Annotated in this window: 8 protein-coding genes; 4 read left to right on the forward strand and 4 right to left on the reverse strand. The window is 74.1% G+C overall.

Annotated elements, in window-relative coordinates:
* The first annotated feature begins 198 nt into the window (after window positions 1-198).
* Together ACZ4VA_RS14570 and ACZ4VA_RS14575 are read left to right on the forward strand one after the other, a co-directional pair.
* Window positions 199-684, forward strand: coding sequence for a hypothetical protein (locus tag ACZ4VA_RS14570; RefSeq protein WP_388906967.1), 486 nt, complete (start codon window positions 199-201; stop codon window positions 682-684).
* Window positions 685-1,056: 372 nt separating this feature from the next.
* On the forward strand, window positions 1,057-2,613 hold the full coding sequence (locus tag ACZ4VA_RS14575) for an APC family permease (RefSeq protein ID WP_468081521.1): 1,557 nt from the start codon (window positions 1,057-1,059) through the stop codon (window positions 2,611-2,613).
* Window positions 2,614-2,686: 73 nt separating this feature from the next.
* Here ACZ4VA_RS14575 and ACZ4VA_RS14580 read toward each other — a convergent pair whose 3' ends face one another.
* From ACZ4VA_RS14580 to ACZ4VA_RS14595, 4 genes are all read right to left on the reverse strand, one after another.
* Window positions 2,687-7,339 carry a hypothetical protein gene (locus tag ACZ4VA_RS14580; protein WP_468081523.1) on the reverse strand — a complete coding sequence of 1,551 codons (4,653 nt, stop codon included), beginning with the start codon at window positions 7,337-7,339 and terminating at the stop codon, window positions 2,687-2,689.
* Window positions 7,340-7,379: 40 nt separating this feature from the next.
* Window positions 7,380-8,258 (reverse strand): hypothetical protein, encoded by an 879-nt coding sequence (locus ACZ4VA_RS14585; RefSeq protein WP_356166394.1) that lies wholly within the window; start codon window positions 8,256-8,258, stop codon window positions 7,380-7,382.
* A gap of 323 nt (window positions 8,259-8,581) precedes the next feature.
* The gene (locus ACZ4VA_RS14590) at window positions 8,582-10,108 is read right to left on the reverse strand and encodes a hypothetical protein (RefSeq protein ID WP_356242236.1); all 1,527 of its coding nucleotides are present in this window, start codon (window positions 10,106-10,108) and stop codon (window positions 8,582-8,584) included.
* A gap of 253 nt (window positions 10,109-10,361) precedes the next feature.
* Entirely contained in the window at window positions 10,362-11,066 is a 705-nt protein-coding gene (locus ACZ4VA_RS14595; RefSeq protein WP_355792562.1) for a GntR family transcriptional regulator, read from the reverse strand.
* Window positions 11,067-11,236: 170 nt separating this feature from the next.
* Here ACZ4VA_RS14595 and ACZ4VA_RS14600 point away from each other — a divergent pair, with 170 nt between their 5' ends.
* Entirely contained in the window at window positions 11,237-12,556 is a 1,320-nt protein-coding gene (locus ACZ4VA_RS14600) for an MFS transporter (RefSeq protein ID WP_468081526.1), read from the forward strand.
* Complete coding sequence (locus ACZ4VA_RS14605; RefSeq protein ID WP_355792568.1) at window positions 12,553-13,377, forward strand: putative hydro-lyase; 825 nt, start codon at window positions 12,553-12,555, stop codon at window positions 13,375-13,377. The genes ACZ4VA_RS14600 and ACZ4VA_RS14605 overlap by 4 nt, the downstream gene beginning before the upstream one ends.
* The last annotated feature ends 2 nt before the right edge of the window (window positions 13,378-13,379 follow it).

Below are 13,379 nucleotides of genomic sequence, written 5' to 3' on the forward strand. Positions count from 1 at the left end.
AGGAGCGGCGTTGCGACGCCGGTGGCTGCACGACGGGGACCGCAGGCCCCCGATCCCGGCGCCACGACGGGCGGACGCGACGCGACGACGGCCGGGCCACGGGGCCCCCAGCGCGCGGGCGACGCCACTGGTCCACGCCCGGCCGACCCGCGCGGGGACGACAGCGGCACCCACCGGCTGGTCCAGGCGGACGAGGTGCTGACCGCGCCCCGGTCCACGGCGGAGAGCGGTGACCCGAGGGCGGGCGCGGGGTCCGGCGGAGCGGCCCGCGAGCGCGCCGAAGAGCGGTACTACTACCGGCCGTTGTGGGTCGAGGAGCCCGCGCGCAGGCGCCGGCTGCCCGATCCGGTGCGTACGGCGGCCGTGCGCGCCGTGATCATCATCGCGGTCACGCTCATGCAGGGCGTGGTGGCCTTCCTGTGCACCCTGGCCGGCTCCTGGCTGGCCTTCCCGATGGTCCTCAGCAGCGTCGCGAGCACCGTGGTCGCCACCTGGGCCGCCCTCGACGTCTGGGTCACCCGCCAGGTGTGGAACCAGCGGCACGGAGTGGTGTCCGTCCCGAGCAGCACGGCACGCGCGCTCAGGCGCGAGCGTCGCACGGCCCGCCGGCACGCCCGCACGGCGGAGCGCGCCCAGCAGCGGATACGGCGCCGGAGCGGCGCCCGCCGACTGTCGCACTCGTAGGCGCGAGGCGGAACGGCGTTCGCGGGTACGGGGTTGGCGCTTCGGCCTGTCGGTACGCGTTGTCGTGCCGACCTTGCCGGTACGGGGTTGCCAGGGCGGCCCTGAGTGCGCGGGGCCTCTCAGGGCCGGCCTTGTCGGTACGGGGTTTCCGGGTACCGGTCGGGGTAGCCGGGGCCGGGACAGTCGGTACGGGACTTGCTCGGCGGTCCGCGCTTGTACGGGGATTGCCGGATAGGCCTGACTGGTACGAGAGTTGCGCGTCGGCCTGATGAGGGTGGAGTCGCCGGGCGGCCTGCCAGCTGTGGGCGTCGCCAGGCGAACCGGCAGGGTCCCGCACGGGTCGTCCCCGCTCGCCGATCCAGGAGGCCGCTCATGACGACCCGTCCGCCCACGACCGGGCAGAACGACGACTCCGAACTGGCCGAGTTCGGCTACCGACCCGAACTCAAGCGCACCCTCGGCAACTTCCACACCTTCGCCGCCGGCATCAGCTACATCTCGATCCTCACCGGCACCTTCCAGCTCTTCTACTTCGGTTACGGCAGCGGCGGCCCCGCCTACTGGTGGTCCTGGCCGATGGTCTTCGCCGGACAGTTCATGGTGGCCCTGTGCTTCGCCGAACTGGCCGCCCGTCACCCCGTCGCCGGGTCCGTCTACAACTGGTCGAAGAAGATGGGCAATCCGCACCTCGGCTGGCTGGCCGGGTGGATGATGCTCGTCGCCTCCATCGTGTCGATCGCCGCCGTGGCCCTCGCCTATCAGCTGACGCTGCCGCAGATCTCGTCCGTCTTCCAGTTCGTCGGGGACGGCACCGGGAAGTACGACGTCGCGACGAACGCCGTGGTCCTGGCCACGGTGCTCATTCTCTTCACCACCCTGGTGAACGCCTTCGGCGTGAAGCTCATGGCCACCATCAACAGCGCCGGCGTCCTCGTCGAGCTGATCGCGACCGTCGTCCTCATCGTGCTGTTCGCCGTCCACATCACGCGCGGACCGCAGGTCGTCATGGAGACGCAGGGCCACGGGACCGGCGAGTCGTTCGGCTACCTCGGCCCGTTCCTCGTCGCCTCACTCGCGTCCGCGTACGTCATGTACGGCTTCGACACGGCTGCCTCCCTGGGCGAGGAGTCCCTGGACCCCTCGCGCAACGCCCCGCGCGCCATCCTCCGCGCGATCGTCGCCTCGTTCGTCCTCGGCGGGCTGGTCCTGCTGCTCGCGCTGATGAGCGTCGGCGGCCTCAAGGGCGAGAAGCTGTCCACGGACGGGCTGCAGTACATCGTCCTCGACGTGCTCGGACCGACGGCCGGCAAGGCGATGCTGTGGTGTGTGCTGATCGCGGTCACGGTCTGCGCGCTCGCGGTGCACACGGCGGCGATCCGGCTGGCCTTCGCGATGGCCCGGGACAACAACCTCCCCGCGTCCGCCCTGATGGCCCGGGTGAGCCCGCGATTCCGGACGCCGGTGCTGCCCGCGGTGATCATCGGCGTGCTCGCCGTGGCGATCCTCGTCGTGAACATCCGCCAGCCGCAGATCTTCACCGTCGTCACCAGCATCGGCATCGTCATGGTCTACCTCGCCTACCTCGGCGTGACCGTCCCGATGCTGGTGGCGCGTCTGCGCGGCACCTGGCGGCCCGCGGGCGACGGCAAGTTCTCGCTGGGCCGCTGGGGCCTGCCGGTCAACGTCCTCGCCGTGCTCTGGGGCACGGCCATGACCGTCAACCTGATCTGGCCGCGGTCCGAGGTCTACAACGCGGCGGCCCCGTACCACTGGTACCTGCGCTGGGGCGCGGTCCTGTTCGTCGCGGTGATCGCCGGTGGCGGGTACGCCTACTACTGGTTCGTCCAGCGGCACCGCACCGGCGTCCTCGCCGAGCACCGGCTGCACCCGCAGACGTCCGCCCCCACCGCCGCCCCCGCGACCGACTGACGGCGGACGTCTCCCCAAGGACGCGGAGCCCGGGCACGGTCACACGTGCCGTGCCCGGGCGAACGGCCGTCCGCTACGAGGCGCTCGGCGCCGGCCGCTTGTACATCCGCGTCGCGGTGATCTCACTGTGGCCGGGCTCCCCCGGGGCCGACTCCCGCGGCAGACCGGGCCGCAGGTGCTCCTCGACGCTGATGTACTTCAGCCCGGCCCGCAGGTCGGCGTCGTTGCGCAGCCGGATGACGAGCGGGAACTCGGCGAGCGCGGTCGTGTCGAACAGGCCGGTCGTGTAAAGGAGTTGGACGCCCAGCGCGTCGGACACGGCGCGCTGGAGCTCCAGCAGGTACGTCGCGTTGGCCCGCCCGATGGGGTTGTCGAGGAAGAGCGTGCCGGCGTGCCGGTGCTTGTCGCGGCCCCGGTCGTTGCTGCGCAGCGCCGCCATCGTGCAGTACAGGGCGATGGCGGCGGTGAGCAGCTGGCCGCCGGAGAAGACGTCGCCCATCTGCCCGACGGGGACGCGCTCGGCACGCAGCACGGCGTCCGGCTTGAGGATCTCGACGGCGACGCCCTTCGGGTGCAGTGCGGCGCTGACGCCCCGCAGCAGCAACGACATGCCGTCGCGGCGCATGTCCGAGTTCTTCTTGACCGCCGCACGCGTGGCCTCGTCGACGACCTCCCCGAGGCGCTCGGTGAGCGTCGCCTGGTCGGGCTCCTCGAAGCGGATGCGCAGGAACTCCTGCCCTGACCACTCGCCGAGCCCCTCGGGCAGCCGGGAGAGCCGCTGCGCGGACCGCAGGGTGGCGAGCGACGACTCCACGAGCCCCCGCAGCCGGTCGACGATCGAGTCCCTGTTCCGCTCCAGCTGCGCCAACTCGTCGGTGAGCACGCGCAGTCGGGGCGCGAAGGCGTCCGCCCACTTCTGGGCGTGCTCCGGCAGCGCGGCGGCGGGCAGCTCGCGGATCTGCTGCCGTGCCGGGGTGCGCACCTGCTCGTAGCGCGTGGAGTTGGCGTGCCGGACGAGGATGTCGCTCGCCTCGCGCACGGCGGCCTCGGCGGCGGACAGGTCGGCGGCGCAACCGCGCAGCGAGCGGCGGGTCTCGGCGGCGGCGTGCCGCGCCTCCTCCAGCGTCCCGGGGTAGGGCTCGGTCTCCTCCTGCTCCTCGTCCGGGTGCTCGCGCAGCAGGTCCCGGAGCAGGGCGGCCGTCTCCTCGAAGCCGCCGGCCGCGTCCTCCGCTGCGCGGTGCGCGTCGAGCAACTCGGAGTGCGCCTCCCGTGCCTGGCTCAACGCCTCGGTGCGGGCGGCGAGTTCGCCGGTGGCGGTGCGCAGCAGGGTCTGGGCGTGCTCGGCGTCCCGGGGCGTCAGCTCCTCGGGCAGTTCGGTGTGGGCTCCGCCGTCCTCGGGTGCGTGCCGCTCGGCCTCGCCGCGCAGCCGGCCGAGCTGCTCGCTCGCCGTCGACATCCGGGTCTCCAGGAGCTGGACCAGTTCCTCGGCGCGGGCCGCCGCGGCCTGCCGGGACGGGCCGTCGGAGCCGTCCGGCGACTCCAGGAGCTGTGCGGCGCGCGTGCGCACCTTGTTGCTGAGCCGGTCGAACTCGGCGATCGCCGCGCTCTCGTCGCTCTCGGCCCGGGCCTGTTCGGCGCGCAGGTCGGCGCCGACACCGACCTTCTCGTAGAGCTGGGAGGCGGCGCGGTAGGCCTCGCGGAGGGCGGGCAGTGAGGACCTGGCGGCGCCGTCGGTGCCCTCGGTGCCGTCTTCGGCTTCGACACCTTCGGGCACGCCCGCGATCTCGGCGCGCTCGGCGCGCAGCGCGCGGGCCGTGCGGCGGGCGTCGTCGGCGGCGCGCTGGGCGCCGCGCCGGTCCTCGTCGGCGGCACGTGCGCGCTCCAGGCAGTGCTGGGCGCGGCCCTCCGACTCGGCTGCCTCGTCGGCGAGTTCACGCAGCTTGACCTGCCAGGCGGCCCGTTCGCGCAGGCGGAAGGCGAGTCCGGCGAGGGCGTCGGCGGCACGCCGGGCCCGCTGGGCGGCCTCCTGCCGCTCGTCCCGTACGAGGGCCGCCTCGGCGGCCTCCTCGTCGGCCTCGGCGCGGACGGCCCGCGCCTCGGCCAGCTCGGCCTCCGCCTCCTCGGCGAAGGCGCGGGCGTCCCGGGCGGCGTCGGCGAGCTCCACGAGCCGCCCGGCCGGGCATCCGGCACGCCAGGACGCCAGGCGCGCCGCCAGCTCGCGGTCCTTGCCGAGCCGGGCCGCGAGGGTGCGGATCTCCTCGTCCCGGCCGGCCGCACGGACCCGCAGTGCCTGCCGCTCCTCGTCCGCGGCGTGCTCGTCGTGCATGGCCGGGTTGGGCGGTACGAGGAACACGTCCCCGCCGTCACCGGCACCCGGCGCCGGGGTCGGCGCGAGCAGTGCGGCGGCCGTGCCGACGGCGACGGCGGAGCGCGGCAGCAGCGCGGCCTCGGCGAGCGCCTGACGGGCCCGGGCGTGGGTGTCCGGGTCGGTGATGATCACGCCGTCGACGAGCTCGGGCCGGGCGGCCAGTACGCGGGCGTGGTCGACGGGGTCGACGGCTTGCGCGAGATAGCGCCAGCCGGGCAGCGCCGGGATGCCGTGCTCGCCCAGGTACTCGACGGTGGCCAGCACGTCCGGCCCCGGCGGCAGCAGCCCGCCGTCACCGAGCGCGCCGAGGATCCGCGCGTCGTCGGCCGCGGCGGTTCGCAGGTCGAAGAGCTGGCGCTCGGCGGAGGCGACGCCCTCGTCGAGCATGCGGCGCAACTCATCGGCGTAGCCGTCCAGTTCCTCCGGGCTGAGCGGGCTGCTCTGCCCCGGGTGGTCCGGCTCGCCGGCGCTCTCGTCCCGCCGGGGCTGCGGCACGCCCGCGCGCGCGGGGGCCCCGGGCAGGCCGAGCAGTTCCGTGAGCCGCTCCTCGCCCGCGAGGCCGAGTGCCGTGCGCCGCTCCGCGTCGTGGGCGCGCTCCGCGGCCGTCGCCGCGTCCGCCGCGCGGGCCGCGGTCAGTTCCGCGCGGGACTCGGCGGCGGCCGCCTCCCGGGCGTGCTCCGAGGCGCGTCGCGAGGCGTCCCGGGCGGTGTCCCAGGCGGCGACGGCGGATTTCTCGGCGTCGCTGGCGGCCAGCGCGGCCCGCGCCGGGTCGGCGTCCGGGGCGCTGTCGTCGAGCCAGCCGGCGCGCACCGCCTCGGCGGTCTCCTGCTCGACCTCGGCCAGCCGCTGGCGCAGGTGGCCGATCTCGCTGCGGGCGCGCTGCGCCTCGGTGGCGGCGGCCGTCGCGTCGCGGTGCGCCGCCTCGCCGACCTCCTGGAGTCCGGCGGACCGCTCCTCCTCCTCGTTGGCGAGCGCCTCGGCCCCTTCGGCGGCGCCGTGCAGGGCGCGTACGAGGTCGACGGCGGCCTTCGCCCGGGCGGCGAGCGCGGGTGCCGCGTCCCGCTCGGCCTCGCGGATCGCCGCGGCCACGCGCGCGGAGCGGTCGGCGGCGGCGCGGTGCCGCAGGACCAGTTCGGCGGCCTGCCAGGCGGCGTGCAGGGTCCGCGCGTCGGCGAGTTCCCGCTTCTGGGCCGCCGCGGACCTGTCGGCGGCGGCGAGGGCCAACGAGGCGTGCCGGTAGGCGAGTTCGGCGGCGACCAGTCCGCTCCGGGAGCGGGCGCCCTCGGCTTCGGTGACCGTGTGCGCGGCCGCGGTGACCTGCTGGGCGAGGTCGCCCACGCGGTGCCGCTCCTGGACCGAGCGCGCGGAGAGCCGCCTGGCCAGGGTGCGGGTGCGCCGCTCGGCGCCCGTGTGGATGTCCCGCGCGCGGCCGCGGGCCTCGGCGGCCTCGACGATCCTGCCGAGGAGATCCACGGACCCGGCGGTGAAGTCCCGTTCGGCGATGAGTTCGGCGCGCCTGCCCAGCTTGTTGCCGAAGCCGCCGACCAGGTCGGCGAGCCCGTCCGTGTCCCGGGTGTCGGTGACGGCGCGCAGCAGCAGGTCGGTGAAGTCGGAGTCCTTCTTGACCGCGAACAGGCCGGCGGCCTCGCCCTCGTCCGCGTTCATCTCGCGCTGGTAGCGGAAGAGTTCGGGGTCGAGGCCCAGGTCGCCGAGGTGCTCGTTCCAGCGGTCGTGGATCTCCTCCCAGTGCACCTCCAGGTGGGGGTAGGCCTTGCCGGCCTCGGTGATCGCGTCCCGGAAGCCCTTCATGGTGCGGCGCCGGCCCTGGGCGCCGGAGACGCCCTCGACCGGCGGCCGGACGGCGGTGGCCTCGGCGACGGGCAGGTTGTCCAGGCTCAGCCCGGGACCGGGCCGGAAGGAGTACCAGGCCTCGGCGAACTTGCGCGGGTCGTTGGAGACCTGCCGTCCCCGCCACTCGCTGACCTTGCCGACGACGACGCACTCGCCGGTCAGGGTGTGCTGCCACTCCAGCGCGACGTGTCCGCAGTCGTCCGCGAGGAGGAACTTGCGCAGGACGCCGGAGCTGGCGCCGCCCAGGGTGTTCCGGTGTCCCGGCAGCATCACCGAGAAGATCAGCTTGAGCAGGACCGACTTGCCGCCGCCGTTCTCCAGGAAGAGGACGCCCGCGGGTGCCGGGCGGCGCGGCGGCCCGACGGGCTCCTCCTCGAAGAACTCCGCCTGGGTGGGCGCGGGGTCGGGCACGGGCTCGCCGACGCCCCTCAGGTCCAGGACGGTGTCGGCGTAGCGCGCACCGGCGGGCCCGATGGAGTAGAGGCGGACCCGGGACAGCTCGTACATGGCGGCGGACTCTCGTGATCGTGTGGGGGGGGCGGTGCGGTCAGGAGTGGAACGGCAGTCCGGCGTCGGCGACGAGTTCCAGGTCGTCGGTCTGCTCGGCGGGCAGCAGGCTCGCGGTGCCGTCGGTGACCGGGACGACGCCCAGCTCCAGGAGTTCGGCCATGGCCGCGCTGCCCGCCATGTCCCGTACCTGGAGCTGGTAGCGGGCGGTGGTCCGGTACGTGCCCCCCGAGTCGTCGCCGGTGCGCTGGAGGAAACCGGAGTCGGTCAGGAACGCGACGGCCTTGCCGACGATGCCCGTCGTCGAACCGGCGAGTCTGCGCGCGTCCTTGGTGGCGCCGGTGGAGCTGCGCCGCGCCCAGATCCGCCAAGCGGCCTCCAGGCCCGGCGCGTCCGTCGCCGGGTCGGTGTTCTCGCCGGTCTCGTCGGCCCGCTCCTCCAGGCGCCGGCAGGCCTGCCGGACGAAGGCGTCGACGCCGTTGACCGTCACGCGCCCGATGTACCCGTCGTCGGCGAGGTCCTCGGGGCGCGGGAACGCCATGGCGGCGACGGCGAGATGCGCGAGGCCGTGCAGGAACCGGTCACTGGAGTCGGCGGACGTCCGGCGCGCGTAGTCGCCCATGCGGACGGCGAACACGGAGTCCTCGGCGGCGGTCACCGCCATCCCCGCGCGCGGGGAGACCTCCAGGACGACGAGGCCGAGCCCGGCAGCCACGGCGTCGGCGAGCCGGGCGAAGGGCGGGTCCTCGCGGTAGCGGCGCAGCAGTTCGGTGTACTCCTGGTCGCGGGCGGGCTGCAGTTTGGGCTGCAGTCCGAAGGCTACGAGCCGCGCCGCGTCGGCGGCGTCGGCGGGGGTGACGGCGGCGCTCGCCGGAGCGGCGGCTGCCTCCGGTTCACTCCACTCGACGTGCTCGGTCACGGCTCAGGCTCCTCGGTTCATCGGTACGGGGGTGACGCCCCGGTAGGGGGCGCGGGGTGCGGGGGCGGGCGGACACGCCACACCGGCGTGTGCGTGCCGCGGGCCCGGTCCGGCGGCCTGACCGGTCGAGCCGAGGCGGAAACCGAGGCCGGTCCACCGGGGCCCGACGCGCGGCGCGACACCAGGCCGGGCCGTCAACCGGCCCCCCGGGGCACGGCGGCGCGGGTGCGGTGCCTCTCCGGCCTGGGGTCGGTCGCCGGCTTGGGGCCCTGGACGCACGTGGGTGGACGGGGCAGGGCCTGCGGGCCGCCCGGGCTCGGTGTTCACGCCGCCTCCGTCCGGCCGGCGGCCATCCCGGCCGCGTCGAGCAGCGCCGTCCCGACGATGAGGTCCGCCCCGCCGAACTCGGGATCGTCCAGCTCGGTCCCGTCGTCCACGGCGAACAGCAGCTTCTCCTCGCCCTGACGGTAGGCGGTGCCGACCGGCGGGCTGGCCGCGTGCACGGCCAACAGGGCGACGAGGTAGGGCAGTTCGGGGTCCTTGCGGCGGGCCTCGGCGAGCAGCCCGGACAGCCGGCGGGGCGCGTCCGCGGGGAGTTCGAGCAGGTGCATGGCGGCGGCGAGCTGCTCCTCGCTGAACCGGCTGTCGTCCGGCGTGGCGATCAGGTCGGGTTCGGGCATCTCGGCGCCGAGGTGCTCCCGCTCCATGGGCGGCGTCAGCAGTATGTCCACGAGGTCCCCGACGCGCACCGAGACCGGCGTGCGCAGCCCGGTCCCGCGCGCGAAGAAGGCGTCCGTGACACGCGTCGCCTGTTCCACCGGGAGCGGCAGGACGGGCGCGACGAGGTGGCCGTACAGATCGATGCCCGAGGTGGTCATGGGCGTCGCGAAGGCCTGCCGGTCCTGCTCGGCGCGGAACAGCGGCCCCGCCTCCAGCAGCCGGGACTGCAGCAGGGTGTGCCGGCGGATGCAGTCCTTGACGATGTCCACGAGCTCGGCGGCGCGCCGCTTCTGCTCGGGGTCCTCGGACTCGTCTCGGGCCTTGCGGATGTTGGTGAGGATCGCGTTCTCGTGGCGGTAGCGGTCGGCGACGTGGTCGAGGGCTTCCGCGATCATGTCGGGGACGGCCTGGAGCCAGTCGACCGCGCGTACGTTGCGCCGGGTCGCGTCCAGTGCCCTGCGCAGCGTCTCCGAGTACTGCACGGTGCGGTACCGGGCCTGCTCGGCGGCGAGCTGCGCGTCGGCGAGCCGGCCCCGGCTGATCAGCACCTCCAGCTTGACCTCGGCGGCGATCTGCGCGCTCGTGACGTCCGTGTCGAGGGCGCCGACGAGGACGTTGACCGCCTCGTCGGTCGTACGGAGGTAGACGGTCCCCCCGTAGCCGGGCACCTCCTCGATCAGCTTGAAGTCGTAGTCGCGGCGGACGTAGGAACCGTCGGGCGCGAAGGTGCCGTACACGGCGCGGAAGCCGCGGTCGACGCTGCCGACGTTGATCAGGTTCTCCAGGACCCAGCGGGCCACGCGCTCGTGTTCGGCGACGGGCCGCTGCGGGGCCTGGGCCGCGATGCGGGGGATGAGGCGGGCCACTATCTGGTCGTGGTCGGCGCCCGTGTCGAAGTCCATGTTCAGCGTGACGAGGTCGATGGCGGCGAGGGCGACCTCCGCCATTCCGTACACCGAGTACTCCCCCGCGAGGTTGACCTTGCGGGCGTCGAGGTCGTGCAGCGGCGCGGTGCAGGCGAGCGCGCGAAGCCGCCGCGCCAGACCCTCGTCGGCGGCCGGGCCCGGGGCGGGGCGCGGCCCCGCGCTGAGCTGGGGCGGAACACGGTCCGTCGGTGCAGGCGAAGTCACGGTGCACAGACTAGGTCCTCGGTCTGACAACGGTCGAAACGACTCAGAAGCGCCCACGCTCCCGCGGCCCCGCCCCTCGCCGCCACAGCCCACGGGCCCCGCTCCCCGGACCCTCGCTCTCCCGCCCCGCCCCTTCGCGGCACACCCCGCGGCCCGCCTGCGGAACCCTCGCTTCCGCACCCCGCCACGCCATCGCGCGGGCACTCACGGACGCAGCGGATCGCGCGCCCGGCCGGTCCCGAGGACGTCAGCCTCAGGCCCCGCCCGTTCCTTGGTCGGAGACGCGTCGCGCGTACACCTCCACCAGTCCTTCGAGCGAGTCGTCGAGGTACTCCGCGAGGAGCTTCTCGGCCTCCTCGCCCCGGCCGGCCTCCAGGCTCTGGAGTATCCGCCGGTTGCGGGCCAGGTAGGGCTCGTGCAGCCGGCGCGGGTCGTCCACGACGTGGAAGGCGAGGCGCAGTTCGGCGAAGACGCTGCGCATGACCTCGTCGGTGCGGGTGCTCCCGGCGAGCGCCACGAGTTCCCGGTGGAAGTGGATGTTGGCCGTGGAGACGCCTTTCCAGTCGCCTTCCCGCGCCGCCCGGCGGCCCTCGGCGACGGCCGCCGCGAGCCCTTCGACAGCGTACGGCGGTGCGCCGAGGCCCCGGACGACGGCGCACTCGACGAGGGTGCGGGTGCGGTAGATGTCCCGCACGTCGTCGACGGTCAACACTCGTACGAAGACACCGCGGTTGAGCTCGTGCACGAGCAGCCGCTCATGGGTGAGCAGCCTGAACGCCTCGCGCAGCGTGTTGCGGGAGACGCCGAGCGCGCCGCCGATGCTGTCCTCGGACAGCCGGGTCCCGGGCGGGAAGAAGCCCTCGGCAATGCGGCTCCTGAGGATGTCCGCGACCCGCTCGGCGGTGCTGGTGCGGCCCAGCAGGGCGCGGTCGTCGGCCAGTCCGGTCAGCTCTGCCATGCCCGGAATTCAACCGCAGACCGCAGAACGAGACAACAGGGGTATTGAAGGATCGTTCAACGATCCTCTACCTTGGCGAGCAGGCGCCGACCGCACCCGTCCGGCGCCACCGCTTCCGCACGGCACGGCTCAGTCCTCACGCACCCTCCGTCCCTCACTGCGAGGTGCCCATGAGCACGACTCCTCCGCCACCGGCCCTGAAGACCGGCCCCTCGGCCGGCACGGGTGAACCGCCATCCTCCGACGGCCCCTTCGGGTGGCTGCGCGCGCTCGGCCCGCGGGGCCGCCGCGCCTTCGCCGGCGCGTTCGGCGGCTATGCCCTGGACTCGTACGACTACTTCACGCTGCCGCTGAGCATGGTCGCGCTCGCGGCCCACTTCGGCCTGGACAGCGGCCAGACCGGCCTGTTCACCACGGTCACCCTGGTCGTCTCCGCGATCGGCGGGGCCGTCGCCGGTGTCGTCGCGGACCGGATCGGCCGGGTCAAGGCGCTGATGATCACGGTGATCACGTACGCCGTCTTCACCGTGGCCTGCGGCTTCGCCCCCAACTACGAGACGCTGCTGGTGTTCCGGGCCCTTCAGGGGCTCGGTTTCGGCGGCGAGTGGGCGGTCGGCGCGATCCTCGTCGCCGAGTACGCGAGCCCCAGGCACCGGGGGCGCACCCTGGGCGCGATCCAGAGTTCCTGGGCCGTGGGCTGGGGCCTCGCGGTCGTCGTCTACACGCTGGTCTTCCAGTTCGTCGGCGACGATCTCGCGTGGCGGGTGATGTTCTGGACGGGCGCGCTGCCCGCGCTGCTCGTCGTGTGGGTGCGCCGCCGGGTGCACGACGCTCCGGAGGCGGCCGCCGAACGGCGGCGGAACCCGCAGAAGGGCTCCTTCGCGGCGATCTTCAGGCCCAGGAGTGCCGACGGTCCCGGCCTGCTGCGGACCACAGTCTTCGCGGGCCTGCTGTCCACCGGCGTCCAGGGCGGCTACTACACGCTGGCGACCTGGGTGCCCACCTACCTGAAGACCGAGCGGGGCCTGTCCGTCGTCGGCACCGGCGGCTACCTCACGTTGCTGATCTCCGGGGCGTTCCTCGGCTATCTGACCGGCGGCTATCTCACCGACCGGCTGGGCCGCAAACGCAACATCCTGCTCTTCGCGGTCCTCTCCGCCGCCGGCATCCTCACGTACGCGAACATCCCGAGCGGCGCCAACATCCTTCTCCTGGTGCTCGGTTTCCCCCTCGGCTTCTGCATGTCGGCCATCTTCAGCGGCTTCGGCTCGTTCCTCAGCGAGCTGTACCCGACGGCGGTGCGCGGCACGGGCCAGGGGTTCACGTACAACACGGGCCGCGCGGTGGGCGCCGTCTTCCCCACCCTCGTCGGCTTCCTGGCCGGCAGCTGGGGCGTCGGCGGCGCCCTGGTGTTCGGCGCGATCGGCTACGCGCTGGCCGCCCTGGCCCTGCTGGGACTGCCCGAGACGCGCGGGACGGAGCTCCGGTGAACCGCACCTCTCAGGACCGCCCCGTGACCCTGCGGGACGCCCACGCGCACGCGTGGAGCCCCGCCGACGCGCGGGCGCGCTTCCGCTCGGGCCTGTCGGGACCCACCGCCGGAGTCGCCGCGGGCCACACGCAGGCCAACCTGATCTCCGTCCCCGCCGACTGGGCGTACGACATGCTGCTGTTCTGCCAGCGCAACCCCAAGCCCTGTCCGGTCCTCGACGTCACCGACGCCGGGTCCTGGACCACACCGCTGGCACCGGGCGCGGACCTGCGCACCGACCTGCCCCGCTACCGCGTGTGGGAGCACGGCGAGCTGGTGGCCGAACCGACGGACGTGCGGACCCACTGGCGCGAGGACCTGGTGTCGTTCCTCATCGGGTGCAGCTTCACCTTCGAGTGGGCGCTGACCGAGGCGGGCGTGCCGATGCGTCACATCGAGCAGGGCCGCAACGTTCCGATGTACGTGACCGGCAGGCAGTGCCGTCCGGCGGGGCGGCTGCACGGCCCCATGGTGGTGTCGATGCGTCCGGTCCCGCCCGGGCACCTGGCCGCCGCGATCAGGGAGACCAGCCTGCTCCCCGCGGTGCACGGCAGTCCGGTGTACTGCGGGGACCCGGCGGGGCTCGGCGTGGGGGACCTGTCCGTCCCGGACTTCGGCGACCCGGTGGACACCGAACCGGACGACATCCCGGTGTTCTGGGCCTGCGGGGTGACGCCCCAGGCCGCGGTCATGGCGTCGCGCCCGCCCTTCGCCCTCACCCACGCCCCTGGGCAGATGTTCGTCACCGACGCCCGTGACGAGCAGTACCGCGTAGCCTGAGA

The sequence above is a fragment of the Streptomyces sp. NPDC028308 genome, assembly GCF_055565855.1.

Coding starts and splice junctions, on each gene's coding strand:
- ACZ4VA_RS14600 (WP_468081526.1), top strand. CDS start 11,237: ATGAGCACGACTCCTCCGCCACCGGCCCTGAAGACCGGCCCCTCGGCC.
- ACZ4VA_RS14580 (WP_468081523.1), bottom strand. CDS start 7,339: ATGTACGAGCTGTCCCGGGTCCGCCTCTACTCCATCGGGCCCGCCGGT.
- ACZ4VA_RS14575 (WP_468081521.1), top strand. CDS start 1,057: ATGACGACCCGTCCGCCCACGACCGGGCAGAACGACGACTCCGAACTG.
- ACZ4VA_RS14595 (WP_355792562.1), bottom strand. CDS start 11,066: ATGGCAGAGCTGACCGGACTGGCCGACGACCGCGCCCTGCTGGGCCGC.